Below are 25,797 nucleotides of genomic sequence, written 5' to 3' on the forward strand. Positions count from 1 at the left end.
TCGGACCGGGTCTCGCTCACAACGAAGATTAGCTAGTCCGCAAGGACAGAAAGAACAGGAAGCAAGCCGATGCGCTCCGGAGTGATCGCACAAAAGGTCGGGATGACGCGGGTCTTCACGGAGGCCGGCGAACATATCCCCGTGACCGTGCTGAAGCTCGGCAATTGCCAGGTCGTAGGCCACCGCACCGAAGAGAAGAACGGTTACGTCGCGCTCCAGCTCGGTTCTGGCAGCCGCAAGACCGTTTACATGCCCAAGGCCGAGCGCGGCCAGTTCGCCGTCGCCAAGGTCGAGCCGAAGCGTCGGGTCGAGGAATTCCGCGTCACCGCGGATGCCATGATCCCGGTCGGCGCCGAGATCCAGGCCGACCACTTCGTCGTCGGCCAGTTCGTCGACGTCACCGGCACCTCGGTCGGTAAGGGCTTTGCCGGCGGTATGAAGCGCTGGAACTTCGGCGGTCTGCGCGCCACGCACGGTGTGTCGATCTCGCACCGCTCGATCGGTTCGACCGGTGGCCGTCAGGACCCCGGCAAGACCTGGAAGAACAAGAAGATGCCCGGCCACATGGGCGTCGATCGCATCACCACGCTCAATCTTCGTGTCGTCCAGACCGATGTCGAGCGCGGCCTGATCCTCGTCGAAGGCGCCGTTCCCGGTTCCAAGGGCGGCTGGATCCGCGTGCGCGACGCCGTCAAGAAGCCGCTGCCGAAGGAAGCTCCGAAGCCCGGCAAGTTCAAGGTTGCTGGCGACGCGGAAGCCGCTCCGGCTGCGCAGGAGGCGTGAGATGGAATTGAAGGTCACCACCCTCGAAGGTAAGGAAGCCGGCTCGGTCCAGCTGTCCGACGCCATTTTCGGCCTCGAGCCGCGCGAGGACATCATCGCGCGCTGCGTGCAGTGGCAGCTCAACAAGCGCCAGGCCGGCACGCACAAGGCCAAGGGTCGCGCCGAGATCTGGCGCACCGGCAAGAAGATGTACAAGCAGAAGGGCACCGGCGGTGCTCGTCACGGCTCGGCCCGCGTGCCGCAGTTCCGCGGCGGTGGCCGTGCCTTCGGTCCGGTGGTGCGCTCGCACGCCACCGACCTGCCGAAGAAGGTCCGCGCGCTGGCGCTGAAGCATGCGCTCTCGGCCAAGGCCAAGGACGGCGATCTCGTCGTGATCGAGAAGGCCGCGCTGGAAACCGCCAAGACCAAGGCGCTGCTCGGTCACTTCTCGGGCCTGGGGCTCACCAACGCGCTCATCATCGATGGCGCCGAGCTCAACAACGGCTTTGCCGCGGCGGCCCGCAACATCCCGAACATGGACGTGCTGCCGATCCAGGGCATCAATGTCTATGACATCCTGCGCCGTCAGAAGCTCGTTCTGACCAAGGCCGCCATCGATGCGCTGGAGGCGCGCTTCAAATGACGAAGAACATCGAGCCTCGCCACTACGACGTGATCCTGTCGCCGGTCGTGACCGAAAAGGCGACGATCGCCTCGGAGCACAACAAGGTGCTGTTCAAGGTGGCCGCAAAGGCGACCAAGCCGCAGATCAAGGAAGCGATCGAGAAGCTGTTCGACGTCAAGGTCAAGAGCGTCAACACGCTGGTCCGCAAGGGCAAGGTCAAGGCCTTCCGCGGTAATCTCGGTTCGCAGTCGAACACCAAGCGCGCGATCGTGACCCTCGAAGAGGGCCACCGGATCGACGTCACCACCGGTCTGTAAGGTCGTACGACGATGGCACTGAAGACATTCAATCCCACGACGCCGGGCCAGCGCCAGCTGGTCATGGTCGATCGTTCGGCCCTGTACAAGGGCAAGCCGCTGAAGGCGCTCACCGAGGGCAAGAAGTCCTCGGGCGGCCGCAACAACACCGGCCGCATCACCGTGCGCTTCCGCGGCGGCGGTCATAAGCAGACGCTGCGCACCGTCGACTTCAAGCGCGAGAAGGTCGACGTCCCCGCGACCGTCGAGCGGCTGGAGTATGATCCGAACCGCACCGGCTTCATCGCCCTGATCAAGTATCAGGACGGCGAGCAGGCCTACATCCTGGCGCCGCAGCGCTTGGCCGTGGGTGACACCATCATCGCCGGCAACTATGTCGACGTGAAGCCGGGTAACGTGATGCCGCTCGGCAACATGCCGGTCGGCACGATCATCCACAACATCGAGGTCAAGATCGGGAAGGGCGGCCAGCTCGCCCGTTCCGCGGGCACCTACGCCCAGCTCGTCGGTCGTGACCAGGACTACGTCATCATCCGCCTGAACTCGGGCGAGCAGCGCCTGGTGCACGGCCGTTGCCGCGGCACGATCGGCGCGGTGTCGAACCCGGATCACATGAACACCTCGATCGGCAAGGCCGGTCGCAAGCGTTGGATGGGCCGTCGCCCGCACAACCGCGGTGTTGCGATGAACCCGATCGACCATCCGCACGGCGGTGGTGAAGGTCGTACCTCGGGCGGCCGCCACCCGGTCACTCCGTGGGGCAAGCCGACCAAGGGCAAGAAGACCCGCACCAACAAGTCGACCAACAAATTCATTCTCCTAAGCCGCCACAAGCGGAAGAAGTAAGGAACGCCGGACATGGTTCGTTCAGTCTGGAAAGGCCCGTTCGTCGAGGGTTCTCTGCTCAAGAAGGCAGATGCCGCGCGCGCGTCCGGCCGTCACGACGTCATCAAGATCTGGAGCCGTCGCTCGACGATCCTGCCGCAGTTCGTCGGCCTGACCTTCGGCGTCTACAACGGTCAGAAGCACGTGCCGGTGGCCGTCAACGAGGAAATGGTCGGTCACAAGTTCGGCGAGTTCTCGCCGACCCGGACCTTCCATGGCCACTCCGGCGACAAGAAAGCCAAGAAGGCTTGAGGATTAAACGATGAGCAAACCTAAGCGCGAACGGAGCCTCGCCGACAATGAGGCCAAGGCGGTCGCCCGGATGCTGCGGGTGAGCCCGCAGAAGCTCAACCTGGTCGCCCAGCTCATTCGCGGCCGGAAGGCGTCTGCCGCGCTCGCCGACCTGCAGTTTTCGCGCAAGCGGATCGCGGTCGACGTGAAGAAGTGCCTGGAATCGGCTATCGCCAATGCCGAGAACAACCACGATCTCGACGTCGACGATCTCGTCGTGGCGCAGGCCTTCGTCGGCAACGGCCTCGTGATGAAGCGCTTCGCCGCCCGCGGCCGTGGCCGCTCGGGCCGTGTCTACAAACCATTTTCGCAGCTGACGATCATCGTTCGTCAGGTCGAAGCCGAAGCAGCCGCTTAAGGGCGCAGGAGAACACGATGGGTCAAAAGATCAATCCGATCGGTCTGCGTCTCGGCATCAACCGGACCTGGGATTCTCGCTGGTTCGCCGGCAAGCAGGAATACGGCAAGTTGCTGCATGAGGACGTCAAGATCCGCGAGATCCTGCACAAGGAGCTCAAGCAGGCGGCCGTCGCCCGCATCGTGATCGAACGTCCGCACAAGAAGTGCCGCGTCACCATCCATTCGGCCCGTCCGGGCGTGGTGATCGGCAAGAAGGGCGCCGACATCGACAAGCTGCGCAAGAAGGTCGCGGACATCACCTCGTCCGACGTCGTCATCAACATCGTCGAGATCCGCAAGCCTGAGCTCGATGCGACGCTGGTGGCCGAGTCGATCGCGCAGCAGCTCGAGCGCCGCGTGGCGTTCCGCCGTGCCATGAAGCGCGCCGTGCAGTCGGCGATGCGTCTCGGCGCGGAAGGCATCCGCATCAACTGCTCGGGACGCCTGGGCGGCGCGGAAATCGCGCGCATGGAGTGGTACCGCGAAGGTCGCGTGCCGCTGCACACGCTGCGCGCCGACATCGATTACGGCGTTGCGACCGCGTTCACGACCTTCGGCACCTGCGGCGTCAAGGTCTGGATCTTCAAGGGTGAGATCCTCGAGCACGATCCGATGGCCCAGGACAAGAGAATGGCCGAGGGCGAGACGGGCGGCAGTGGTGATCGTGGTGGCCGTCAGCGCCGCGATACGGCTGCAGCCTGATCTGCACCAAGAATTTGAGGGCTTAAAGCCATGATGCAACCTAAGAAAACGAAGTTCCGGAAGGCGCACAAGGGCCGCATCCACGGCGTTGCGTCTTCGGGCGCGACGTTGGCGTTCGGCCAGTTCGGCCTGAAGGCGACCGAACCTGAGCGCGTCACCGCGCGCCAGATCGAAGCCGCCCGCCGCGCGCTGACCCGCCACATGAAGCGCGCCGGCCGCGTCTGGATCCGCGTGTTCCCCGACGTTCCGGTGTCGAAGAAGCCGGCCGAAGTCCGCATGGGCTCCGGCAAGGGCTCGCCGGAACTGTGGGTCGCGCGCGTCAAGCCGGGCCGGGTGCTGTTCGAGATCGACGGCGTCAACACCCAGATCGCGCGTGAGGCGTTGACCCTGGCGGCCGCCAAGCTGCCGATCAAGACGCGCTTCGTCGAGCGCATTGCGGAGTAATGGCCATGGCCCAGATGAAGATCGAAGACATCCGCGCGATGAGCCCCGACCAGCAGGATGACGCCATCCTGAACCTGAAGAAGGAGCGCTTCAACCTGCGCTTCCAGCGCGCCACCGGGCAGCTCGAGAACACCTCGCGCCTGCGCGAGGCTCGCCGTGACATCGCCCGGATCAAGACCGTCGCCGCGCAGACGCGCGCCAAGAAGAAGTAAGAGGCTTACGAAGATGCCGAAACGTACTTTGCAGGGCGTGGTCGTCAGCGACAAGCAAGCCAAGACCATCGTGGTGCGCGTCGATCGCCGTTTCACGCACCCGATCTACAAGAAGACGATCCGCCGTTCGAAGAATTATCACGCGCACGACGAGAGCAACCAGTTCAAGCCGGGCGACGTGGTGTGGATCGAGGAATCGAAGCCGATTTCGAAGTTGAAGCGCTGGGTCGTGATCCGGGGCGAGCACAAGAAAAGCGCCTGATCTGTTGGCTTTAGCCGACTGATTTCAGGGAAATGTTGAGCGCCGGCTGGGCTGGCGCAAAGAGAAAGAGGACGAGGTGCATCAATGATTCAGATGCAGACCAACCTCGACGTGGCCGACAATTCTGGCGCACGCCGTGTCATGTGTATCAAGGTGCTGGGAGGCTCCAAGCGCCGCTACGCGACGATCGGCGACATCATCGTCGTCTCGATCAAGGAAGCTATCCCGCGTGGCAAGGTGAAGAAGGGCGACGTGATGAAGGCCGTCGTGGTGCGCGTCCGCAAGGACATCCGCCGCGCCGACGGTTCGGTCATCCGCTTCGACCGCAACGCCGCCGTCCTGATCAACAACCAGGCCGAGCCGGTCGGCACCCGTATCTTCGGGCCCGTGCCGCGCGAACTGCGCGCCAAGAACCACATGAAGATCATTTCGCTCGCGCCGGAGGTGCTGTGATGGCTGCGAAGATCCGCAAGGGCGACAAGGTCGTCGTGCTGACCGGTCGCGACAAGGGCCGCACCGGCGAGGTGTTCGAGGTGCGTCCCGACGCCGGCACCGCGCTCGTGCGCGGCATCAACATGGTCAAGCGTCACCAGAAGCAGACGCAGGCCCAGGAGGGCGGCATCATCTCGAAAGAGGCGCCGATCCAACTGTCCAACATCGCGTATGTCGGCAAGGACGGAAAGCCGACCCGCATCGGATTCAAGATTCTGGCGGACGGCAAGAAGGTCCGCATCGCCAAGAGCTCGGGAGCTGAGATCGATGGCTGAGGCCGCTTACACGCCGCGCCTGCGCGCGGAATATGATGCGAAGATCCGCACGGCTCTGACCGAGAAGTTCGGTTACGAGAACGTCATGCAGGTTCCGCGTCTGGACAAGGTCGTGCTGAACATGGGCGTTGGCGATTCCGTCAACGACCGCAAGAAGGCCGAGACCGCCGCTGCCGAATTGACTCAGATCGCCGGCCAGAAGGCGATCGTGACCTATTCGCGCATCGCGATCGCGACCTTCAAGCTGCGTGAGAACCAGCCGATCGGCTGCAAGGTCACGCTGCGCAAGGCACGCATGTACGAGTTCATCGATCGCCTGGTGACGGTCGCGCTGCCGCGCGTCCGCGACTTCCGCGGCCTGAACCCGAAGAGCTTCGACGGCCGCGGCAACTACTCGCTCGGCATCAAGGAGCACATCATTTTCCCCGAGATCGACTTCGACAAGGTCGCGGAAGCCCGCGGTATGGACATCACCGTCTGCACCACGGCCAAGACCGACGAAGAGGCGAGGGCCTTGTTGACCGCTTTCAATTTCCCGTTCCGGCAGTGAGACGCTGACCTAAAGCCTCTCAAACGCGGATACCCAGGAGCCAAGCATGGCAAAGAAGAGTTCAGTCGAGAAGAACAACCGGCGTAAGCGGATGGTGAAGAACGCCGCGGCCAAGCGCGAGCGGTTGAAGGCGATCATCGCCGACAAGAAGCTGCCGATGGAAGAGCGCTTCGCTGCGACGTTGAAGCTGGCGGAAATGCCGCGCAACTCGTCGGCGACCCGCATCCGTATGCGTTGCGAGCTGTCGGGCCGCCCGCGCTCGAATTATCGCAAGAACAAGCTGTCCCGTATCGCGCTGCGCGACCTTGGCTCCAGGGGCATGGTCCCGGGCCTCGTGAAGTCGAGCTGGTAAGGAGGGTCGTTTAGATGTCTACGCACGATCCAATCAGCGATCTGATCACCCGCATCCGCAACGCGCAGATGCGCTCCAAGACGAAGGTCTCCACGCCCGGCTCGAAGATGCGCGAGAACGTGCTCGAGGTCCTGAAGTCCGAGGGCTACATCCGCGGTTACGCCACGCTCGAGCATCCCTCGGGCCGCAGCGAGATCGAGATCGAGCTGAAGTATTTCGACGGCGAGCCTGTCATCCGCGAGATCGAACGTGTTTCCAAGCCCGGGCGTCGCGTCTACGCCTCGGTGAAGGCTCTGCCGCGGGTCAACAACGGGCTCGGCATTTCGGTGTTGTCGACGCCGAAGGGGATCATGGCCGACCACAGCGCGCGCGACGCGAATGTGGGCGGTGAAGTCCTCTTCACGGTGTTCTGAGAAGGATTTTTCATCCATGTCACGTGTTGGCAAAAGGCCTGTGGCGGTTCCGTCGGGTGTTACCGCGACCGTTGATGGGCAGACCGTCAAGATGAAGGGGCCGAAGGGCCAGCTTCAGTTCGTCGTCCATGACGACGTCGAGGTGAAGCTCGAGAGCGGCCAGATCAAGGTCAAGCCGCGGGCAGAGACCAACCGCGCGCGGGCCCTGTATGGCACCGCTCGCGCCCAGGTCGCTAATCTGGTCGAAGGTGTCACCAAGGGCTTCGAGAAGAAGCTCGAGATCACCGGCGTCGGTTACCGCGCTGCGATGCAGGGCAAGAACCTCCAGCTGGCGCTCGGCTACAGCCATGACGTGATCTATCCGATCCCGGAAGGCATCACGATCGCCGTGCCGAAGCCCACCGAAATCACCGTGTCGGGCAGCGACATCCAGCGCGTCGGCCAGGTTGCGGCCGAGATCCGCGCCTATCGCCCGCCGGAGCCCTATAAGGGCAAGGGCGTGAAGTATGTTGGCGAATTCATCTTCCGCAAGGAAGGCAAGAAGAAGTAACGGAGCCGGTCATGTCGAAAGCCAAGGTTACGAATGCCCGGCGCAAGCGGAGTGTGCGTCTGAAGCTGCGCCGCTCCGGTGGCGGCCGTCCGCGCTTGTCGGTGTTCCGCTCGTCCAAGCACATCTACGCCCAGGTCATCGACGACCTCAAGGGCGAGACGCTGGCCTCTGCCTCCTCGCTCGAGAAATCGATGCGCGACGGCGGCAAGACCGGCGCCGACATCGATGCGGCGAAGGCGGTCGGCAAGCTGCTCGCCGAGCGCGCGGTGGAGAAGGGCGTCAAGGAAGTCGTGTTCGATCGCGGCGGCTATCTCTATCACGGGCGCGTCAAGGCTCTTGCCGACGCGGCGCGTGAGAGCGGGCTGAGCTTCTAACAGAATTTGAGGATTGAGGCGTAAGCCTCTGAAGGATTGGAAAAACCATGGCAGCTGAACGCGAACAACGTGGTGGACGCGATCAACGCGGCGGCGGACGTGAACGCAGGGAGCGCGAGGAGCGCGACAGCGAGTTCGTCGACAAGCTCGTCCACATCAATCGCGTGGCCAAGGTCGTCAAGGGCGGCAAGCGCTTCGGTTTCGCAGCGCTGGTCGTGATCGGCGACCAGAAGGGCCGCGCCGGCTTCGGTCACGGCAAGGCGCGCGAAGTGCCTGAGGCCATCCGCAAGGCGACCGAATCCGCCAAGCGCAACCTGACCCGCGTGTCGCTGCGCGAGGGCCGCACGCTCCATCACGACATCGCCGGCCGTCATGGCGCGGGCCGTGTCTACCTGCGTGCCGCCCCGGCCGGTACCGGCATCATCGCCGGCGGCCCGATGCGCGCCGTGTTCGAGACGCTCGGCGTCCAGGACGTGGTGGCGAAGTCGATCGGCTCGTCGAACCCGTACAACATGGTTCGCGCGACCTTCGACGCGCTGAAGCATCAGGATTCGCCGCGCTCGGTCGCTGCCCGCCGCAACATCAAGGTGTCCACCCTCCAGTCCCGTCGTATCGGCGGCGACGCCGAGGCGGCTGCCGACTAACGGAAGCTTTTCGGAGTAGACTCCCATGGCCAAGGCCGCAAAGACGATCAAGCTCGAGCAGACTGGCAGCGCGATCCGCCGCCATCACTCGCAGCGCTCGACGCTGATCGGGCTCAAGCTCAACAAGATCGGCCGCACCAGCGAACTGCCGGATACCCCGGCGGTCCGCGGCATGATCGAGAAGGTTCACCATCTCGTCCGCATCGTCGACGAGAAGTAAGAAGCGGCGCAGGATCCCGAAAAGCGGGCACCCGGTTTTCGGTGAAGATCGTGCGCAAGACACAAGGAGAAGGGCGATGAAGCTCAGCGATATCGCCGACAACGCCGGCTCGCGCAAGAAGCGTATGCGCGTCGGCCGCGGCATCGGTTCGGGCAAGGGCAAGCAGTCCGGCCGCGGCGGCAAGGGCCAGACCGCGCGTTCGGGCGTGCGCATCAAGGGTTTCGAAGGCGGCCAGATGCCGATGCATCGCCGTCTGCCCAAGCGCGGCTTCAACAACATCTTCCGCGTCGAGTTCGCCGAGATCAATCTCGACCGGCTCCAGGAAGCGGTCGATGCCAAGAAGATCGACGCCGGCAGCGTCGTGAACGTTGAGGCCCTGGTGAAGGGCGGCGTGCTGCGCCGCGCCAAGGCTGGCCTGCGGCTGCTCGGCCGCGGCGAGCTCAAGTCCAAGCTCAACATTGAAGTGCACGGCGCCTCCAAGACCGCGATCGCGGCGGTCGAGAAGGCCGGCGGTTCGGTGAAGATCCTCGCCCTGGCCAAGGAAGAAGGCGAGGCGGCGTAACAACTGCGTCATTGGCCCGCGCCTCGCGGGCCTTTACGCATGCGGGACGATGGACTTATCGAAGCCGAGCCCCAGATAATGTCCGGCGTCCGCTAAAGTAGCCCGGCCGCGGGCATGACGGCGCAACAGGCGGCGGGAGAAAGTCCAAGATGGTCTCTGCAGCGGAACAACTGGCAGCCAATCTCAATTTCGGTGCGTTTGCCAAGGCCGACGAACTGAAGAAGCGCATCTGGTTCACCCTGGGTGCGCTGCTCGTTTATCGGCTGGGCACCTACATCCCGCTGCCCGGCATCGATCCCAACATCTGGGAACAGGTGTTCCGGTCCCAGGCGGGCGGCATCCTCGGCATGTTCAACATGTTCGCCGGCGGCGGCATCCACCGCATGGCGATCTTCGCGTTGAACATCATGCCGTACATCTCGGCCTCGATCATCATCCAGCTCCTGACCACCGTCTCGCCGCAACTCGAGGCGCTGAAGAAGGAAGGCGAGGCCGGCCGCAAGACGCTGAACCAGTATACGCGTTATCTCACCGTTATCCTGGCCGCGTTCCAGTCCTACGGGATCGCGGTGGGCCTCGAGGGCGCCGGCAACGTCGTTAGTGATCCCGGCATGTTCTTCCGCCTGTCGACGGCGATCACGCTGACCGGCGGCACCATGTTCCTGATGTGGCTGGGCGAGCAGATCACCTCGCGCGGCATCGGCAACGGCATCTCGCTGATCATTCTAGCCGGCATCGTCGCCGAGCTGCCCGCCGCGCTCGCCAACATGCTCGAACTCGGCCGTCAGGGTGCGATGTCGACCGGTCTGATCCTGGTCGTCATCATCATGGCAGTCGCCGTGATTGCCTTCATCGTGTTCATGGAGCGCGCGCAGCGCCGCCTGCTGATCCAGTATCCGAAGCGCCAGGTCGGCAACAAGATGTTCGAGGGCCAGTCCTCGCATCTGCCGCTCAAGCTCAACACCTCGGGCGTGATCCCGCCGATCTTCGCATCCTCGCTGCTGTTGCTGCCGACCACGGTTGCGAACTTCAACGCGGGCAGCGGGCCGGAATGGTTCCAGTGGATCACCACCCAGCTCGGCCACGGCCGTCCGCTATTCCTGATCATGTATCTGGCGCTGATCGTGTTCTTCGCGTTCTTCTACACCGCGATCGTGTTCAACCCGACCGAGACCGCGGACAATCTGAAGAAGCACGGCGGCTTCATTCCGGGCATTCGCCCCGGCGAGCGTACCGCCGAATACATCGACTATGTGCTGTCGCGTATCACCGTGTTAGGTGCGATTTATCTGGCGATCGTCTGCTTGATCCCGGAGATCCTGATCTCCTACGCCTCGGTGCCGTTTTACTTCGGCGGCACCTCGCTGCTGATCGTCGTCAGCGTCACCATGGACACGGTGGCGCAGGTGCAGGGCTATCTGCTGGCGCATCAGTACGAAGGCCTGATCCGCAAGTCGAAACTGCGCGGACGCCGACGCTAAGCGCGGCGTCCTCTGAAGGCGGCGCGATTGCGCCGCCGATTCGCTGTGCCAGCAACGCGCGGCGCCTGCACGGCACCAGCCAGCCATCGGCCGCATCGGCAGCTGCTCTCACTGCAGCGCAATCACAGATTTCAAAGCCCTTCTTGGCGTCAGCCCATCCGCTCCCCTATGATATGGGTGGCGGTGCATCGCCGATTATGGTTTGCACTGTTCTTGATCTTCAAACACAGGTGCGCGACGTATCGCTCACCAATCCGGGGGGCGTACGCCGATGAGAATTATACTTCTGGGACCGCCGGGGTCGGGCAAGGGGACCCAGGCGCAGCTCTTGGTGCAGCGCTATGGCATCGTCCAGCTCTCGACCGGCGAGATGTTGCGCGCGGCCGTTGCGGCCGGAACGCCGGTCGGGCTGAAGGCCAAGGAGATCATGGCCGGCGGCGGCCTCGTGCCCGACGAGATCGTGGTCGGAATCATCTCCGACCGAATCGATCAGCCGGACGCCAAGAACGGTTTCATCCTCGATGGTTTCCCGCGCACCGTGCCGCAGGCTGAGGCGCTGGACGAGCTGCTCAAGCACAAGCATCTCAAGCTTGATGCGGTGATCGAGCTGCGCGTGAATGAAAGCGCGCTGCTGAATCGCGTCGAGACCCGCGTCGCCCAGATGCGCGCGCGCGGGGAGGAGGTCCGGGTCGACGACACCCCGGAGGTCCTGACCAAGCGCCTCGCCAGCTACCGTAGCCAGACGGAACCGCTGATTCACTACTATTCCGAGCGGCGGAAGCTCTCGACCATCGACGGCATGATGGCCATCGACGAGGTCACCCGTGCCATCCACCGCCTGCTCCTGGCGCTTGGGGCGGTCGAGCCCAAGACCCATGCCAGAAGTGCGGCCAAGACGGCCCCGGCCAAAAAGGCCAAGGCGGGGAGGAAGGCGGCCGTAAAACCGGCGAAAACGACCAAAAAGGCCGCCAAATCCCCTAAAAAGGCCGCCAAGAAAGCCGTGAAGGGCACAGGGAAGGCGACCAAGAAGACGGCAAAGAAGGCAGCCAAAAAGACCGCCAAGAAGGCTGTCAAAAAAGGTGCCAAAAAGGCTGCAAAAAAGGTCACGAAAAAGCGAGCTAAGCGCTAGCAGCGGTTGACGAAAGCCCCCGGAATCCCTTAATAAGCCCCGCATCCAAGTCGGATAGTTTCAGACGATGCCGGGCCCCAGGAAGACCGGGGGTGGGCGTCGTGTTCGCGTTTGTGAACACCTGCCCGAGAACACTAGCACTTAAAGCCCGATCCTGACGAGGATTGGCGACAGGAGAGAAGGCCGTGGCCCGTATTGCCGGCGTGAACATTCCCACCAATAAGCGCGTGCTGATCGCGCTCCAGTACATCCATGGCATCGGCCCGAAGATCGCCGGTGACATCATGGAGAAGGTGAAGATTCCCGAGGATCGTCGCGTCAATCAGCTCAGCGACGCCGAAGTGCTCCAGATCCGCGAAGTGATCGACCGCGACTACCTCGTCGAGGGCGATCTGCGTCGTGAGGTCGGTATCAACATCAAGCGTCTGATGGACCTTGGCTGCTATCGCGGCCTGCGTCATCGTCGCGGTCTGCCGGTGCGCGGTCAGCGCACCCACACCAACGCGCGCACGCGCAAGGGCCCGGCCAAGGCCATCGCCGGCAAGAAGAAGTAAGTTTTCGAACTCAGTCGCGGCGTGCGGCGAACAGGGGATGACCCGTTCGCCGCGCGCCTTTCGTTCCACAGGTGTAGCCGCTGGAATTACGGCGGCGTTTGAGATCTCCAGGAAAGGTACTCAATGGGCAAGGAAGCCACCCGCGTTCGTCGTCGTGAGCGCAAGAACATCGCCTCCGGCGTCGCGCACGTGAACTCGTCGTTCAACAACACGACCATCACCATCACCGACGCGCAGGGCAACACCATTGCCTGGTCCTCCGCCGGCACGATGGGCTTCAAGGGCTCGCGCAAGTCGACCCCGTACGCCGCGCAGGTTGCCGCGGAAGACGTCTCGAAGAAGGCGCAAGAGCACGGCATGCGCACGCTGGAAGTCGAAGTCGCCGGCCCCGGTTCGGGCCGTGAGTCGGCGCTCCGCGCACTCCAGGCCGCGGGCTTCACCGTCACCTCGATCCGCGACGTGACCACGATCCCGCACAACGGTTGCCGTCCCCGCAAGCGTCGGCGCGTTTGATACGAGGTTGCGGGCGCATTGGCGCCCGCAATGACTTTACTAAGAAGCCGCGGGAATGCTCTGCGGCCTTTCTCCAACGCCAGTATTTGAACTGTCAAAATGACTGGCCTGTATGGGTGAAACAGTGACGATCCAGAAAAATTGGCAAGAACTGATTCGGCCGAACAAGCTCCAGGTGGCGCCCGGCAGCGATCCCTCGCGTTTCGCGACCATCGTCGCCGAGCCGCTCGAGCGCGGCTTCGGCCAGACCCTCGGCAACGCCCTGCGCCGCATCCTGCTCTCCTCGCTTCAGGGCGCGGCAGTGCAGTCGGTGCACATCGACGGCGTGCTGCACGAGTTCTCCTCGATCGCGGGCGTCCGTGAGGACGTCACCGACATCGTGCTCAACATCAAGGACATCTCGATCAAGATGCAGGGCGAAGGCCCCAAGCGCATGGTCGTGAAGAAGCAGGGCCCGGGCGTCGTCACCGCTGGCGACATCCAGACCGTCGGCGACGTCACCGTGCTCAACCCGGACCTGCAGATCTGCACCCTCGACGAGGGCGCGGAGATCCGCATGGAGTTCACGGTCTCGACCGGCAAGGGCTACGTGCCCGCCGAGCGCAACCGCCCCGAGGATGCGCCGATCGGTCTGATCCCGGTCGACAGCCTCTACTCGCCGGTCCGCAAGGTCTCCTACAAGGTCGAGAACACCCGCGAGGGCCAGATCCTCGACTACGACAAGCTGACCATGACGATCGAGACCAACGGCGCGATCTCGCCGGATGACTCGGTGGCCTACGCCGCGCGCATCCTGCAGGATCAGCTCAACGTGTTCGTCAATTTCGAAGAGCCGCGCAAGGAAGTCGCCCAGGAGATCATCCCGGACCTCGCCTTCAACCCGGCCTTCCTCAAGAAGGTGGACGAGCTCGAGCTGTCGGTGCGTTCGGCCAACTGCTTGAAGAACGACAACATCGTCTATATCGGCGATCTCGTGCAGAAGTCGGAAGCCGAAATGCTCCGCACCCCGAACTTCGGCCGCAAGTCGCTGAACGAGATCAAGGAAGTGCTGGCCCAGATGGGTCTGCACCTCGGCATGGAAGTGCCGGGCTGGCCGCCGGAGAACATCGACGAGCTCGCTAAGCGCTTCGAGGATCACTACTGATCGACTTCACCGTGACGGCCGGGCTCTCCGGCCGTCATTTTCATGGGCGAACGCAGGAAGCCCACCTGAGCAACTGGTCCGACGAACCGTCGCGGCAGTTCATACGTAAGGAATAAACACATGCGTCACGGCAAGGTTCATCGGAAGCTCAACCGCACGGCCGAGCATCGCAAGGCGATGTTCGCCAACATGGCGGCCGCGCTGATCAAGCACGAGCAGATCGTCACCACGCTGCCCAAGGCCAAGGAGCTTCGCCCGATCGTCGAGAAGCTCGTCACCCTCGGCAAGAAGGGCGGCCTGTCGCTGCGCCGCCAGGCTATCGCGGAGCTGCGCGACGTCGACATGGTCAAGAAGCTCTTCGACACGCTCGCGACCCGCTACAAGGACCGCCAGGGCGGCTACACCCGCATCATCAAGGCCGGCTTCCGCTACGGCGACAACGCCGCGATGGCCGTGATCGAGTTCGTTGATCGCGACGTCGACGCCAAGGGCCAGGATTCGGGTCCGGTGCAGGAGAAGGAAGCCGAGGCGGCGTAAGACGGATCGGCAGATATGGATTGAAAACGGCGCCCTTCTGGGCGCCGTTTTTGTTTCGAGGAATAGGGCGCGTCGGAAGGACTATTCCTCCTTGATCCCCGCCTTTTGCGCGATGTCCTTCATTTCAGCGGTCTCCTTGCCGATGGCTCCCGCCCAATCGCTGTAGCGCGCAAAGCCGGGCTCGAACCCGACCTTGGCGAAGCGTTCGGCCACGGATGGGCTGTTGATCGTATCCTCCAGCGTTGCCGTCAGCTTGTCACGAACGGCCGGCGGCAGCCCCTTGGGCGCGACCACCGCGCCCCATGAGGCGAAGTCGATGTTGCCATAGCCGAGCTCGGCGAGCGTCGGCACGTCAGGCAGGAACGGCGTCCGCTTGGCCGAGAACACGGCGAACACTTTGACGGTGCCGGCCTCGATCTGCGGCTTCACGGCGATCACTGTGTCGACGTGGTACTGAATGTGCTTGCCGATAAGGTCGTTCATCGCCGGCGCACTGCCCTTGTAGGGCAGGTGGACCATCTTGATTCCGGCGGCCGATTTGAACAGCTCGCCGGCGAAATGCGAGACGGTCGCAACGCCGAACGACGCCAGCGACAGCTTGTCGGGATTGGCCTTCGCCTCAGTGACGAGCGCAGCCACGTCCTTGATCGGGTTGTCCTTGTAAGTGACCAGCGCCAGCGTGATCTTGCCGACCTGACCGAGCGGCTCGAAATCCTTGGCCGCGTCGTAAGGCACGCTTTCTTTGACGGCCGCCGGCAGCGTGAAGCTCGAATTCGAGCTGAAGAACAGGGTGTATCCGTCGGGCGCCGAGCGCGCGACTTCCTTGGCCGCGATCGTGGTGCCGCCACCGGGACGGTTCATGATGATCACGGGCTTGCCGAGACGCGTCTCCAGTTCGCCGCCGATGATGCGCGCGACCACGTCGGAGGCGCCGCCGGGCGGGAAGGGGACGATCAATTGCAATGGTTTTTCCGGATAGACCGCTTGGGCCTGCGCGAGCGAATTGCCGCTGATCAGAGCCAGCAACCCGAGCGCAACAGTGAGGGCCGTTCTTTTCATCGCAAGGTCCTTCCGTGTTCACATGAGCAAAAGAGCTCGGTCAGGCTTAGCAATATTCGTTCCAGCCGCGACAGGGGCATACGAGGCGCCATGTCGCTGCCGGAACAGCTCGTGATCGTCACTGATTGGTGAGCGCCAATTGCGGGCCAATCCGCCACGTCCGATATCCCCGTCATCGTTCTGATGGAGATACTACATGAACATCGACCTTTCGGGAAAAACTGCACTGGTGACCGGCTCGACCGCTGGCATCGGCCACGCCATCGCCAAGGGCCTCGCCGCTTCGGGCGCCAGCGTCGTGATCAACGGTCGCGGCCGGGACAAGGTCGATGCGGCCGTCCGCAAGCTGGAAGGGACCGGCGCCAAGGTCCGCGGCATCGCCGCCGACGTCTCGACGGCGGAAGGCTGCAAGGCGCTCGTGGCGGCGCTTCCCGAAATCGACATCCTCGTCAACAATGCCGGCATCTTCGAACCGAAGGAGTTTTTCGAGATTCCCGACGAGGACTGGACGCGCTTCTTCGAGGTCAACGTCATGAGCGGCGTGCGGCTGTCGCGCGCGTACTTGAAGGGCATGCTCAAGCGCAACTGGGGCCGCATCGTCTTCATCTCATCGGAGTCCGGGCTGAACATTCCCGTCGAGATGATTCACTACGGCATGACCAAGACGGCCCAGCTCTCGGTTGCGCGCGGGCTCGCGCAGCTCACCCGCGGCACCGGCGTCACCGTCAATTCCGTGCTGCCGGGCCCGACCATGTCGGAGGGCGTCGAGACGTTCGTGAAGGATCTGGCGAAGCAGAACGGCCAATCGGTGGACGAAGCCGCTGCCAATTTCGTCAAGCAGCATCGTCCGAGCTCGCTGATCCAGCGCTTCGCCAGCGTGGACGAGATCGCCAACATGGTGGTTTACGTCGCGTCGAAAGAGGCGTCCGCGACCAACGGCGCGGCGCTGCGCGCGGAAGGCGGCATCGTCAATACGATCGCTTGAGGCCGTGCATGACAGCCTATGTGATTTCCGAAGTCGAGATGCGCGATCCCGATGGATTTGAAGCCTATCGCACGCTCGCAGCGAAGACGATCACGCAGTATGGCGGGCGCTATCTCGTCCGCGGCGGCAAGGCCGAGCTTGCCGAAGGCAATCTTCCGCCGAAGGCTATCGTCATCGTCGAATTCGCCTCGATGGCGAGGCTGAAGGAATGGTACGCCTCGCCGGAATATGCCGAAGCACTGAAGCTGCGGCAGACGGCGCTGGAGCGGCGGTTGATGTTCGTGGAGGGTGCGGCCGAAGCGTAGAAACGTAGGGTGGGTTAGCCGAAGGCGTAACACACCGCTGTGTGTTTCCGCAGAGATAGAAGAGGTGGGTTACGCCCTGCGAACCGCGCTTCGCGCAGTCGCAGGGCTAACCCACCCTACGCACCGACATTGTAGCTGCTACCACCCCTCCAGCACGATCTTGCCGCGCGACTTGCCGCTCTCGAGCAGCGCGTGGGCGCGCTTGAGGTTGACCGCGTTGATCGTGCCAAAGGTCTGGTCGAGCGTGGTGCGCAACACGCCCTTGTCGATGAGGTCGGCGACGTCATTGAGCAGGCGGTGCTGCGCGATCATGTCAGGCGTCTGGAACGACGAGCGCGTGAACATCGATTCCCAGTGCACCGAGATCGCCTTGCCCTTGAATGTGCTCATGGCGAATTCCGGCGGATCGTCGATCAGGCCGAACTTGCCCTGCGGTGCCATGAACTCCGCGATCGCCTTGTAGTGCTGGTCGGTGAAGGTGAGGCTCGCGACCAGCGCGACCGGGGGCAACTTGAGCTTCTCGATCTGCTCCTTCATCGGCTGGCCATGGTCGATCACCGCATGCGCGCCGAGATCGAGGCACCATTTTTTCGATTCCGGCCGCGTTGCGGTCGCGAGCACCGTCAGCCCGGTGAGACGACGCGCGAGCTGGATCAGGATCGAGCCGACGCCGCCGGCGCCGCCGATGATCAGCAGCGTGCGCGGATCGACGCTCTTGCCGGGTACCGCGCCGAGGCGATCGAACAGCAGCTCCCAGGCGGTGATGGAGGTGAGGGGAAGGGCGGCCGCTTGCGCGAACGTCAGGCTCTTCGGCTTGTTGCCGACGATGCGCTCGTCGACCAGGTGGTATTCCGAGTTGGTGCCCTGGCGCAGGATGGAACCTGCGTAAAACACTTCATCACCCGGCTTGAACAGCGTGACGTCGGGGCCGACGGCATCGACCAAGCCGGCCGCGTCATAGCCGAGGATCTTCATCTCCCCCTCGGGCGGGGCGGCGCGCTTGCGCACCTTGTAATCGACCGGATTGGCCGAGATCGCTTTCACGGCGACGCGGATGTCGCGCCCTCCGGGCTCGGGCTTTGCGGTCTCGAAATCGATCAGTGAATCCGCGTCCTCGATCGGAAGCGATTTCTTGTAGCCGACGGCCTTCATGGCTTGTCTCCATCAGATGGCTTTGTTCGCCCGCCGCCCTAACTGTCGCTCTGGCCCCGATTTGGCAAGTACTGTAAATTCGGGGATATAGTCCCTGTTTGGATACTATTGGAAAAAACACGCATGAAACGGCGCAATTTTGCCCGGCGCCCGGGCTGCTCGGTCGAGGCGACGCTGGACCTGATCGACGGTAAATGGAAGGGCGTGATCTCTATCACCTTCAGAGCGGCACTCAGCGCTTCGGCGAACTGCGCCGCCGGATGCCGGGCATCACCCAGCGCATGCTGACCAAACAGCTTCGCGCGCTGGAGGAGGACAAGCTCGTCATCCGCAAGGTCTATGCCGAGGTGCCGCCGCGCGTGGAGTATTGCCTCTCCGAGCTCGGCGAGAGTCTCAAGCCCGTGATCGATATCCTGAAGGCCTGGGGCGAGAGCCATCAACAGCGGCTGTCCTGCGCGCCCGCGCCGCTAAGAAACCGAAACGGGCGGCGTAACTGATTGAAGGCCGCCGTAGTTCTTCACCTCTCCCCAGCGGGGAGAGGTCGAATTGCGAAGCAATTCGGGTGAGGGGGCGCCGTCATCCCCGATAGAGCCTAGCCCCTCACCCGCGCCGGAGCCTGTCATCGGGCGCGCCTTTGGCGCGACCCGTTGGGCGCGACCTCTCCCAATGGGAGAGGTGTAGAGTCTCAGAATGCAAACTGCGTGCGCATCGCCACCGCATCGAACTTCGAGCCGACATCGGCGGTCGAGATCGGCGAGGCCTGCCGCGATACCGTTCCGTGCAGATAGTCGAGCATGAAGCGGACGTTGCCGTTGACGTACCAGTTCAGTGCGAGCGTGTAGACGGTCTGCCGACCGCCGGCGACGCCGGTCGCTGCTCCCAACTGATTGTTGAGGTCGATCGTCGAGAAGCGTCCCGCGATCTCCCATGCGCCCCAGCCGCCACCGTCCAGCGAGAACGGATGCGCCGGCTTGACGCCGCTATAGGCGGCGTTCGCCGCATTGTAGGTCCGGCCTTCGCCCGTCAGCACGTAGCCGGCCTGGGCGTAGCCGCCCTGGAATTTCAGGCTCGGTGCGCCGACCAGCGGCACGCCGGTGTTGGCCGTGCGATCGACATTGTACCAGAAGTACTCGCCCTGGACGATGAAGGGTCCGTAGGTCGCCGCCGCCTCGACACTGTAGACCTGCGCGCCCGAGGCATTGGCGATGGCGCCGGTGGCGATCAGCGTGGTCGGGTCGAGACGCAATTCCGGGCGATCGCTGAGCGTGACCGTCTGCGTGTTGGCGATCAGGTTGCGTGGCGGCTGGATCAGCCACTGCGCGTCGGCGCCGATATGCACCGAATAGTCCTTGCCGCTGATCGGATTGCCTGCCACGCGCGCCACGGCGCCATATTGCTCGCTGGTGCCGGCGGGCGCCGCACTCGAGGCGGAGTGGATCGCTCCGGTCGACGGTCCCGTGACATAGCCGCCGATCCAGAGCTGGTCGTTGAACCAGCGCGCACCGGCTGCCGAGCGGAAGTCACCGGCGGCGATGTTGGTTGCGATCACGCCGGGCGAGGCGCGCTCCATGAACATGATGTCGTTGGAGCTCGTGGCTTCGTCCATGGTGTAGGGCAGGTCCATGATGCCGGCCTCGATCGCCATCCGTCCGCCGAACGGTTTTAAGCCGGTATAGCTGAGATAGGCATTCTCGACGCCGGAGACGCCACCGCCCGGAAGGGATCCCGGCGCCGTGCCGCCAAATCCGTCGGATGAGCCGCCGAAGTCGTAGACCAGCGCGAAGTTCCAGTCGTTGAAGAACTTGCCGGTGACGCCGATGCGCGCGCGGCGAACGTTCTGGCCGCTGTCGAGCTTCTGCGGTACGGTCGCCGCGGTGTCGGGACGATAGTCATAGCCGCCGACATCCCAATGCAGACGGCTGGTGATGGCGACGCAGTTCGCCTGGTCAGCGGTGCAGATGGTTGGCCGGTTGTTCGGCATCGTCACGACGACGCCGGAGGCCGGCGCCGGTCCCTTGACGGGGATCGCCGCATTGGCGTTGGCAACTGCGGCCTTTGCCTCCGAGCGCGCCTCGGCCTTGGCTTCAGCTTTCGCTTCGGCTCTGGCTTTCGCCGTGGCCGCCGTATTCGCCGCGGTTTGGCTCTGGAGCTTGTCGAGCTTCTGCTCCAGCATCTTCAATTGCTGTTTCAGCAGCGCGATCTCCTGCTCGCTGCTGCTTGCCGATTGGGCCTGGGCCTGCGAGGCCGCCAGCGCACCGGCGAGTCCAATCGCCGTGGCTGCAATTCTTGTCCTGCTCACGTCATGCCTCCATCGTTTGACGAACTTCCCCAAGTCGCAACGGGAGAGCCTAGGTGTGATCGATGACTGCCCCGCGACGCTGCGCCCGGTTGCGCGGTTCCCACTGATGCCAATTCGCCGCAACCGAATCCGCTCGACACCACAATGCTGGATGACGCGCATCATGCCAATCCACCGCTCCGGCAAATTGCCGATTCGCACGCTGTGCTTGCATCTCGGACACACTGGAAAGGGGCTGAATATTGCCGCCTGGCGCCCTTCTATTGGCGGGCGAACGCGCCTATATTCCGGCGTCTTTTCCAAGAGGTAGGAATGTTTCGATCGACCTGGACCGCCGTTGCCACGGCCTTGTGCATAGCGTTTTCAGCCCACTTCAATCCGACTGCTGCGCAGGACCGCCGGGTCCCGTCGTCGCCGGCCGAGTTGCGGCTGTCCTATGCACCGATCGTGCAGCGGGTGCAGCCGGCCGTCGTCAACGTCTATGCCGCCAAGGTGGTGCAGAACCGCAATCCACTGCTCGACGACCCGATCTTCCGTCGCTTCTTCGGCGTGCCGGGCCAGCAGCCGGAGCAGATGCAGCGTTCGCTCGGCTCCGGCGTCATCGTCGATGCCTCCGGCCTCGTCGTCACCAACGTCCATGTCATCGAGGGCGCGGACCAGGTGAAAGTGTCGTTGTCGGACAAGCGCGAGTTCGAGGCCGAGATCCTGCTGAAGGATTCCCGCACCGATCTCGCCGTGCTCCGCCTGAAGGACACCAAGGAGAAATTCCCGACCCTCGACTTCACCAATTCCGACGAATTGCTGGTCGGTGACGTCGTGCTCGCCATCGGCAATCCCTTCGGCGTCGGCCAGACCGTGACCCACGGCATCATCTCGGCGCTCGCGCGGACGCAGGTCGGCATCACCGACTACCAGTTCTTCATCCAGACCGATGCGGCGATCAATCCCGGCAATTCCGGCGGCGCCTTGGTCGACATGAGCGGCAGGCTCGCCGGCATCAACACCGCGATCTATTCGCGCTCCGGCGGCTCGCAAGGCATCGGCTTTGCCATTCCCGCCAACATGGTGCGCGTCGTCGTCGCTTCCGCCAGGAGCGGCGGCAAGGCGGTGAAGCGGCCGTGGCTAGGGGCCAGGTTGCAGGGAGTGACGCCCGAGATCGCCGAAAGCCTCGGCCTGCGCTCGCCGACCGGTGCGCTGGTCGCAAGCGTGGTGCCGAACGGCCCCGCGGCGAAGGCCGGCCTGAAATCCTCCGACCTCATCACCGGGATCGACGGCCAGACCGTGGATGACCCCAACGCCTTCGACTACCGCTTCGCGACCCGTCCGCTCGGCGGCACCGCGCAGATCGACGTGCAGCGCGGCAGCAAGCCGGTCAAGCTGACGGTGGCACTGGAGACCGCGCCCGATACCGGCCGCAACGAGCTCGTCGTCACCGCGCGCTCGCCGTTCCAGGGCGCGAAGGTCTCGACCATCACGCCGGCGGTCGCCGACGAGCTGCATCTGGATGCCGACACCGACGGCGTCGTGATCACCGATATCGGCGGCGATACCGCGGCCGCAAGTGTCGGTTTCCAAAAAGGCGACATCATCCTGGCCGTCAACAATCAGAAGATCAGCAAGACCGGCGACCTCGAGAAGGCGGCGGGTGAACGGCCGCGGATCTGGCGCATCACGCTGGTGCGCGGCGGCCAGCAGATCAACGTCACGCTGGGCGGATGAGTCCGAAGCGACCACAGGAGACGCCAACCCTCTTCGCCGCGGCGGGGCTCGATCATGACGCTCCGCATCCGCTGCCGGATCGGCTGCGTCCGCGCGCATTGTCGGAGGTCGTAGGCCAGGACCACATCCTCGGTCCCGACGGTGCGCTGACGCGCATGCTGGAAACGCGCACGCTCGGCTCACTCATCTTCTGGGGGCCGCCCGGCACCGGCAAGACCACGGTGGCGCGGCTGTTGGCGGATGCGACCGATCTGCATTTCGAGCAGATTTCCGCGGTGTTCTCCGGCGTCGCCGATTTGAAGAAGGCGTTCGATGCCGCGCGGGCCCGCCGCGAGATGGGTAAGGGCACGCTGCTGTTCGTCGATGAGGTGCATCGCTTCAATCGCGCCCAGCAGGATTCGTTTCTGCCCGTGATGGAAGACGGCACGGTGGTCATGGTCGGCGCCACCACCGAGAATCCGTCGTTCGAGCTCAACGCGGCGCTTCTGTCGCGCGCGCGTGTGCTGGTGTTTCGCTCGCTCGACGCGGCCGCGATCGAAAAGCTGTTCGCGCATGCCGAGGAGGTCGAGGGCCGCAAGCTGCCGCTCGATGCCGAGGCACGCGCGGTGCTGGTGCGCATGGCCGATGGCGACGGCCGCGCCTCGCTGACGCTCGCCGAGGAAGTCTGGCGCGCCGCGCGCAAGGACGAGATCTTCAACGCCGCGCAGTTGCAGGAGATTTTGCAACGCCGTGCCCCGATCTACGACAAGTCGGCCGACGGCCATTACAACCTGATCTCGGCGCTGCATAAGTCGGTGCGCGGCTCCGATCCCGATGCCGCGCTGTATTACCTCGCGCGCATGCTCGATGCCGGCGAGGATCCGTTGTTCCTGGCCCGCCGCGTCGTGCGCATGGCGGTGGAGGACATCGGTCTTGCCGATCCGCAGGCGCTCGTCATCGCCAACGCCGCCAAGGATGCTTTCGACTTTCTGGGGCACCCAGAGGGCGAGCTCGCGATCGCGCAGGCCGTGGTCTATCTCGCCACCGCGCCGAAATCGAACTCGGTCTATACCGCCTTCGGCACGGCGATGCAGGTGGCAAAACAGGCCGGCTCGCTGCTGCCGCCCAAGCACATCCTCAATTCCCCGACCAAGCTGATGAAGTCCGAAGGCTACGGCTCCGGCTACGAATACGACCACGACGCGCCGGATGCCTTTTCAGGCCAGGACTATTTCCCGGAAGCCCTCGGCCGCCAGACCTTTTACGACCCGCCCGAGCGCGGTTTCGAGCGCGAGATCAGGAAGCGGCTGGATTACTGGGCCAAGCTGCGCAAGGAGCGGGGCGGCTGAGGCCAAATCGCCATTTCGTCGTGACGAAACGGCACTTTTGGGCTAGGCAGGCAGCCATGAGCCGCCGCATCAAGAGAATGAACCCAAAGCCCCGTTCGCGCGACGAGCGCGATGACGCGCGTCCATTCAAGGCGCGCAGCGCGCAGAAGGCGGGGCCGCGGCCGGGCGGCAAGCCAGGTAGCAAGGCAGGCAGCAAGCCGCCGCGCTTCGCGGGCGAGCGCGCCGAGCGGCGTGCGCCCAAGGCCGCAATGGAAAAGCCTGCGCGGGAAAAGCCCGTTGAGGCATTGCTGCCGACCAAGGTGCAGACCGTCACCGTGACGGCGGACGAGAACAACATGCGCGTCGATCGCTTCCTCGAAGCGCGCTTTCCTGGCCTCTCATTCTCCCACATCCAGCGCGTCGTGCGCAAAGGCGAGCTGCGCGTCGACGGCAAGCGCGTCGACAGCAAGGACCGCCTGGAGGAGGGCCAGAGCGTCCGCATTCCGCCGCTGAAGCTCGACACGCCGAAGACGGCCGGCCCGCTCTCGGAAGCCGCGCAGAAGACGCTTGCCGCGCTGAAGGAGATGACCATCTGGGAAGACGACGACGTCCTCGTCCTCAACAAGCCCGCCGGCCTTGCCGTGCAGGGCGGCTCGGGCATGACGCGCCACATCGACCAGATGCTGGAGGTGATGCGCGATTCCAAGGGCCAGAAGCCGCGCCTCGTGCACCGTATCGACCGGGAGACGTCGGGCTGTCTCCTGATCGCCAAGACCCGCTTTGCCGCCTCGCATTTGACCGGCGCGTTCCGCTCGCGCTCGGCGCGAAAGGTCTACTGGGCATTGGTGCCGGGCCTGCCGAAACCGAAGCAGGGCCGCATCTCGACCTTCCTCGCGAAGGAGGAGGGCGAGGACGACACCATCATGCGCATCGCCCAGCATGGCGACGAGGGCGCCAGCCACGCGGTGACGTACTATGCGATGGTCGAGACCGCCGGCAACAAGCTGACCTGGGTGTCGCTGAAGCCCGTGACGGGCCGCACCCATCAGCTGCGCGCCCACATGGCCCATATCGGCCATCCCATCATCGGCGATCCCAAATATTTCAACATCGAGAACTGGGAGCTGCCGGGCGGCCTGCAAAACCGGCTGCATCTGCTCGCGCGCCGGATCGTCATCCCGCATCCGCGCGGCGGCGTGATCGACGCCACCGCACCGCTGCCGCCGCATATGCAGCAATCGTGGAATCTGCTCGGGCTCGATGCAAGCCGATTTGATCCGATCGAGAACGCGCCGGAAGAGTAGGGCTCGGCGCCGCGGCCAGCCAAAGCCCGGCGAACAGGGCCGCAACGCCCGCAAGTTCCCTTATGCCAGCCGCTCGCTTTATCGGCCGCCGCTCTTATCTTGAAAGCTTAGCATTCAGCGACCGGGACCGAAGACTCAACATGCGCGAATTGTTCGAAGAAGCTGCGGGGCAACCCCCGCCGGATCCGCGGGAATCGGCGCGCGCCTCCACGCGCACGCCCCCGCGCAAGCGCTTCTACAAGGAGGCCGGCGCAGGTGAGGCCGAGGGCGGCTTCGCCATCACCCTTGACGGCAAGCCGATCCGCACGCCCTCCGGCCGCCAGGTGGTGATCCCCTCGCGCGATCTCGCCGATGCGGTGGCTGCCGAATGGGCGGCGCAGGGCGAGACGATCGATCCCGTGACCATGCCGCTGACGCGGATCGCCAACAGCGTGGTCGAGGGCGTCGTCGACCGCGTCGAACTCGTCAGCGACGATCTCGCAAAATTCCTCGAGACCGACCTGTTGTTCTATCGTGCCGGCCACCCCGAAGGGCTGGTTGCCCGCGAGGCCGCGCATTGGGACCCCGTGCTGTTCTGGGCCGCGGAGAGGCTTGGCGCGCATTTCATCCTGTCCGAGGGCATCATGCATGTGAAGCAGCCGGACGAGGCGGTCAGGGCCGCGCGCGCCGCCCTCCCTGGAGATGCCTGGTCGGTCGCCGCGCTCCATGTGGTGACCACCCTGACCGGCTCGGCGCTGCTGGCCCTAGCGCTGGCCCATGGCGTGCGCGACGCTGGCCAGGTCTGGGCCGCCGCCCATGTCGATGAGGACTGGAACATCGACCAATGGGGCGTGGACGAGGAAGCAGCTAGCCGTCGGGCCACGCGCCTCCGGGATTTCGAGGCCGCCGTGACGGTTTTGGCGGCGGTAAAGCCGCAAGCGGCCAAAGGTCCTTAACGAGAGGTTTACGACGGCGCCTTAGGGTGGCGCTAGCATTCCC

At 64.2% G+C, this 25,797-nt stretch carries 35 protein-coding genes and 1 pseudogene; 33 read left to right on the forward strand and 3 right to left on the reverse strand.

The annotated features are described in order from the left end of the window. The first annotated feature begins 69 nt into the window (after positions 1 to 69). The 26 genes from rplC to rplQ all read left to right on the forward strand — a co-directional run bounded on the left by rplC (position 70) and on the right by rplQ (position 14,689). On the forward strand, positions 70 to 783 hold the full coding sequence (rplC, locus tag AAE027_RS04300; RefSeq protein WP_025036993.1) for a 50S ribosomal protein L3: 714 nt from the start codon (positions 70 to 72) through the stop codon (positions 781 to 783). Between the two features lies 1 nt (position 784). Further along, positions 785 to 1,405, forward strand: a complete 621-nt coding sequence (gene rplD, locus AAE027_RS04305) for a 50S ribosomal protein L4 (protein WP_091894751.1) — start codon at positions 785 to 787, stop codon at positions 1,403 to 1,405. Beyond that, on the forward strand, positions 1,402 to 1,704 hold the full coding sequence (locus tag AAE027_RS04310) for a 50S ribosomal protein L23 (RefSeq protein WP_018647244.1): 303 nt from the start codon (positions 1,402 to 1,404) through the stop codon (positions 1,702 to 1,704). The genes rplD and AAE027_RS04310 overlap by 4 nt, the downstream gene beginning before the upstream one ends. A 12-nt stretch (positions 1,705 to 1,716) precedes the next feature. Then, positions 1,717 to 2,550 (forward strand): 50S ribosomal protein L2, encoded by an 834-nt coding sequence (rplB, locus tag AAE027_RS04315; protein WP_060736369.1) that lies wholly within the window; start codon positions 1,717 to 1,719, stop codon positions 2,548 to 2,550. 12 nt (positions 2,551 to 2,562) lie between these two features. Further along, positions 2,563 to 2,841 (forward strand): 30S ribosomal protein S19, encoded by a 279-nt coding sequence (rpsS, locus tag AAE027_RS04320; RefSeq protein ID WP_008136357.1) that lies wholly within the window; start codon positions 2,563 to 2,565, stop codon positions 2,839 to 2,841. Between the two features lie 10 nt (positions 2,842 to 2,851). Continuing rightward, positions 2,852 to 3,238, forward strand: coding sequence for a 50S ribosomal protein L22 (gene rplV, locus AAE027_RS04325; protein ID WP_008549264.1), 387 nt, complete (start codon positions 2,852 to 2,854; stop codon positions 3,236 to 3,238). A 17-nt stretch (positions 3,239 to 3,255) separates the two neighbouring features. Then, on the forward strand, positions 3,256 to 3,981 hold the full coding sequence (gene rpsC, locus AAE027_RS04330; protein ID WP_014494500.1) for a 30S ribosomal protein S3: 726 nt from the start codon (positions 3,256 to 3,258) through the stop codon (positions 3,979 to 3,981). Positions 3,982 to 4,011: 30 nt separating this feature from the next. Continuing rightward, positions 4,012 to 4,425: a 50S ribosomal protein L16 gene (rplP, locus tag AAE027_RS04335; protein WP_035709578.1), complete on the forward strand. Its 414-nt coding sequence runs from the start codon at positions 4,012 to 4,014 to the stop codon at positions 4,423 to 4,425. A 5-nt stretch (positions 4,426 to 4,430) separates the two neighbouring features. Beyond that, positions 4,431 to 4,637, forward strand: coding sequence for a 50S ribosomal protein L29 (rpmC, locus tag AAE027_RS04340; protein WP_011088144.1), 207 nt, complete (start codon positions 4,431 to 4,433; stop codon positions 4,635 to 4,637). A gap of 13 nt (positions 4,638 to 4,650) precedes the next feature. After that, the gene (gene rpsQ / locus AAE027_RS04345; RefSeq protein WP_008549247.1) at positions 4,651 to 4,899 is read left to right on the forward strand and encodes a 30S ribosomal protein S17; all 249 of its coding nucleotides are present in this window, start codon (positions 4,651 to 4,653) and stop codon (positions 4,897 to 4,899) included. 84 nt (positions 4,900 to 4,983) lie between these two features. Next, on the forward strand, positions 4,984 to 5,352 hold the full coding sequence (gene rplN, locus AAE027_RS04350; protein ID WP_008549246.1) for a 50S ribosomal protein L14: 369 nt from the start codon (positions 4,984 to 4,986) through the stop codon (positions 5,350 to 5,352). Further along, entirely contained in the window at positions 5,352 to 5,666 is a 315-nt protein-coding gene (gene rplX / locus AAE027_RS04355) for a 50S ribosomal protein L24 (RefSeq protein ID WP_024342453.1), read from the forward strand. Before rplN ends, rplX begins: the two co-directional genes overlap by 1 nt. Further along, positions 5,659 to 6,216 carry a 50S ribosomal protein L5 gene (gene rplE / locus AAE027_RS04360; RefSeq protein WP_370985639.1) on the forward strand — a complete coding sequence of 186 codons (558 nt, stop codon included), beginning with the start codon at positions 5,659 to 5,661 and terminating at the stop codon, positions 6,214 to 6,216. Before rplX ends, rplE begins: the two co-directional genes overlap by 8 nt. Positions 6,217 to 6,262: 46 nt before the next feature. Then, positions 6,263 to 6,568, forward strand: a complete 306-nt coding sequence (gene rpsN / locus AAE027_RS04365; RefSeq protein WP_091894744.1) for a 30S ribosomal protein S14 — start codon at positions 6,263 to 6,265, stop codon at positions 6,566 to 6,568. 14 nt (positions 6,569 to 6,582) lie between these two features. Then, positions 6,583 to 6,981, forward strand: a complete 399-nt coding sequence (gene rpsH, locus AAE027_RS04370; RefSeq protein ID WP_008549240.1) for a 30S ribosomal protein S8 — start codon at positions 6,583 to 6,585, stop codon at positions 6,979 to 6,981. A 16-nt stretch (positions 6,982 to 6,997) separates the two neighbouring features. Further along, positions 6,998 to 7,531: a 50S ribosomal protein L6 gene (gene rplF, locus AAE027_RS04375; protein WP_091894742.1), complete on the forward strand. Its 534-nt coding sequence runs from the start codon at positions 6,998 to 7,000 to the stop codon at positions 7,529 to 7,531. Between the two features lie 11 nt (positions 7,532 to 7,542). Further along, entirely contained in the window at positions 7,543 to 7,905 is a 363-nt protein-coding gene (rplR, locus tag AAE027_RS04380) for a 50S ribosomal protein L18 (protein ID WP_080137236.1), read from the forward strand. A gap of 47 nt (positions 7,906 to 7,952) precedes the next feature. Continuing rightward, positions 7,953 to 8,549, forward strand: coding sequence for a 30S ribosomal protein S5 (gene rpsE / locus AAE027_RS04385; RefSeq protein WP_014494507.1), 597 nt, complete (start codon positions 7,953 to 7,955; stop codon positions 8,547 to 8,549). Positions 8,550 to 8,574: 25 nt separating this feature from the next. Continuing rightward, complete coding sequence (rpmD, locus tag AAE027_RS04390) at positions 8,575 to 8,769, forward strand: 50S ribosomal protein L30 (protein WP_011088137.1); 195 nt, start codon at positions 8,575 to 8,577, stop codon at positions 8,767 to 8,769. Between the two features lie 76 nt (positions 8,770 to 8,845). After that, positions 8,846 to 9,331, forward strand: a complete 486-nt coding sequence (gene rplO, locus AAE027_RS04395) for a 50S ribosomal protein L15 (protein ID WP_370985640.1) — start codon at positions 8,846 to 8,848, stop codon at positions 9,329 to 9,331. Between the two features lie 149 nt (positions 9,332 to 9,480). Beyond that, positions 9,481 to 10,812 (forward strand): preprotein translocase subunit SecY, encoded by a 1,332-nt coding sequence (gene secY, locus AAE027_RS04400; protein ID WP_091894740.1) that lies wholly within the window; start codon positions 9,481 to 9,483, stop codon positions 10,810 to 10,812. Positions 10,813 to 11,083: 271 nt separating this feature from the next. After that, on the forward strand, positions 11,084 to 11,941 hold the full coding sequence (locus tag AAE027_RS04405; RefSeq protein WP_370985641.1) for an adenylate kinase: 858 nt from the start codon (positions 11,084 to 11,086) through the stop codon (positions 11,939 to 11,941). A gap of 185 nt (positions 11,942 to 12,126) precedes the next feature. After that, on the forward strand, positions 12,127 to 12,495 hold the full coding sequence (gene rpsM / locus AAE027_RS04410; RefSeq protein ID WP_027574068.1) for a 30S ribosomal protein S13: 369 nt from the start codon (positions 12,127 to 12,129) through the stop codon (positions 12,493 to 12,495). 123 nt (positions 12,496 to 12,618) lie between these two features. After that, on the forward strand, positions 12,619 to 13,008 hold the full coding sequence (gene rpsK, locus AAE027_RS04415; RefSeq protein WP_007603045.1) for a 30S ribosomal protein S11: 390 nt from the start codon (positions 12,619 to 12,621) through the stop codon (positions 13,006 to 13,008). 112 nt (positions 13,009 to 13,120) lie between these two features. Beyond that, positions 13,121 to 14,152, forward strand: a complete 1,032-nt coding sequence (locus AAE027_RS04420; RefSeq protein WP_370985642.1) for a DNA-directed RNA polymerase subunit alpha — start codon at positions 13,121 to 13,123, stop codon at positions 14,150 to 14,152. A gap of 120 nt (positions 14,153 to 14,272) precedes the next feature. Then, positions 14,273 to 14,689, forward strand: coding sequence for a 50S ribosomal protein L17 (gene rplQ, locus AAE027_RS04425; protein WP_080137232.1), 417 nt, complete (start codon positions 14,273 to 14,275; stop codon positions 14,687 to 14,689). A gap of 81 nt (positions 14,690 to 14,770) precedes the next feature. Here the strand turns inward: rplQ and AAE027_RS04430 are convergent, their stop codons facing one another. Continuing rightward, entirely contained in the window at positions 14,771 to 15,748 is a 978-nt protein-coding gene (locus AAE027_RS04430) for a Bug family tripartite tricarboxylate transporter substrate binding protein (protein ID WP_370985643.1), read from the reverse strand. 196 nt (positions 15,749 to 15,944) lie between these two features. Here AAE027_RS04430 and AAE027_RS04435 point away from each other — a divergent pair, with 196 nt between their 5' ends. Continuing rightward, positions 15,945 to 16,733 carry an SDR family NAD(P)-dependent oxidoreductase gene (locus tag AAE027_RS04435; protein WP_370985644.1) on the forward strand — a complete coding sequence of 263 codons (789 nt, stop codon included), beginning with the start codon at positions 15,945 to 15,947 and terminating at the stop codon, positions 16,731 to 16,733. An 8-nt stretch (positions 16,734 to 16,741) separates the two neighbouring features. After that, positions 16,742 to 17,038: a DUF1330 domain-containing protein gene (locus AAE027_RS04440; protein ID WP_370985645.1), complete on the forward strand. Its 297-nt coding sequence runs from the start codon at positions 16,742 to 16,744 to the stop codon at positions 17,036 to 17,038. A gap of 138 nt (positions 17,039 to 17,176) precedes the next feature. Here AAE027_RS04440 and AAE027_RS04445 read toward each other — a convergent pair whose 3' ends face one another. Beyond that, on the reverse strand, positions 17,177 to 18,190 hold the full coding sequence (locus AAE027_RS04445) for a zinc-binding alcohol dehydrogenase family protein (protein WP_370985646.1): 1,014 nt from the start codon (positions 18,188 to 18,190) through the stop codon (positions 17,177 to 17,179). A 123-nt stretch (positions 18,191 to 18,313) separates the two neighbouring features. On the opposite strand from AAE027_RS04445, the pseudogene AAE027_RS04450 reads away from it, so the two are divergent. Further along, positions 18,314 to 18,683 (forward strand): annotated as a pseudogene (locus tag AAE027_RS04450) (winged helix-turn-helix transcriptional regulator). A 192-nt stretch (positions 18,684 to 18,875) separates the two neighbouring features. On the opposite strand, the gene AAE027_RS04455 reads toward AAE027_RS04450, so the two are convergent. Continuing rightward, positions 18,876 to 20,489, reverse strand: a complete 1,614-nt coding sequence (locus AAE027_RS04455) for an OprO/OprP family phosphate-selective porin (protein ID WP_370985647.1) — start codon at positions 20,487 to 20,489, stop codon at positions 18,876 to 18,878. Positions 20,490 to 20,801: 312 nt separating this feature from the next. Here AAE027_RS04455 and AAE027_RS04460 point away from each other — a divergent pair, with 312 nt between their 5' ends. From AAE027_RS04460 to AAE027_RS04475, 4 genes are all read left to right on the forward strand, one after another. Then, positions 20,802 to 22,208: a DegQ family serine endoprotease gene (locus tag AAE027_RS04460; protein ID WP_370985648.1), complete on the forward strand. Its 1,407-nt coding sequence runs from the start codon at positions 20,802 to 20,804 to the stop codon at positions 22,206 to 22,208. After that, positions 22,205 to 23,536 carry a replication-associated recombination protein A gene (locus tag AAE027_RS04465; protein WP_370985649.1) on the forward strand — a complete coding sequence of 444 codons (1,332 nt, stop codon included), beginning with the start codon at positions 22,205 to 22,207 and terminating at the stop codon, positions 23,534 to 23,536. Before AAE027_RS04460 ends, AAE027_RS04465 begins: the two co-directional genes overlap by 4 nt. A 56-nt stretch (positions 23,537 to 23,592) precedes the next feature. Then, positions 23,593 to 24,819, forward strand: coding sequence for an RluA family pseudouridine synthase (locus tag AAE027_RS04470; protein ID WP_370985650.1), 1,227 nt, complete (start codon positions 23,593 to 23,595; stop codon positions 24,817 to 24,819). Between the two features lie 140 nt (positions 24,820 to 24,959). Beyond that, a complete protein-coding gene (locus tag AAE027_RS04475; protein WP_370985652.1) occupies positions 24,960 to 25,754 on the forward strand; it encodes an ATP12 family chaperone protein in 795 nt (264 codons plus the stop codon). Positions 25,755 to 25,797 lie beyond the last annotated feature (43 nt).

Source organism: Bradyrhizobium sp. DN3 (genome assembly GCF_041357655.1).
Lineage (GTDB): Bacteria > Pseudomonadota > Alphaproteobacteria > Rhizobiales > Xanthobacteraceae > Bradyrhizobium.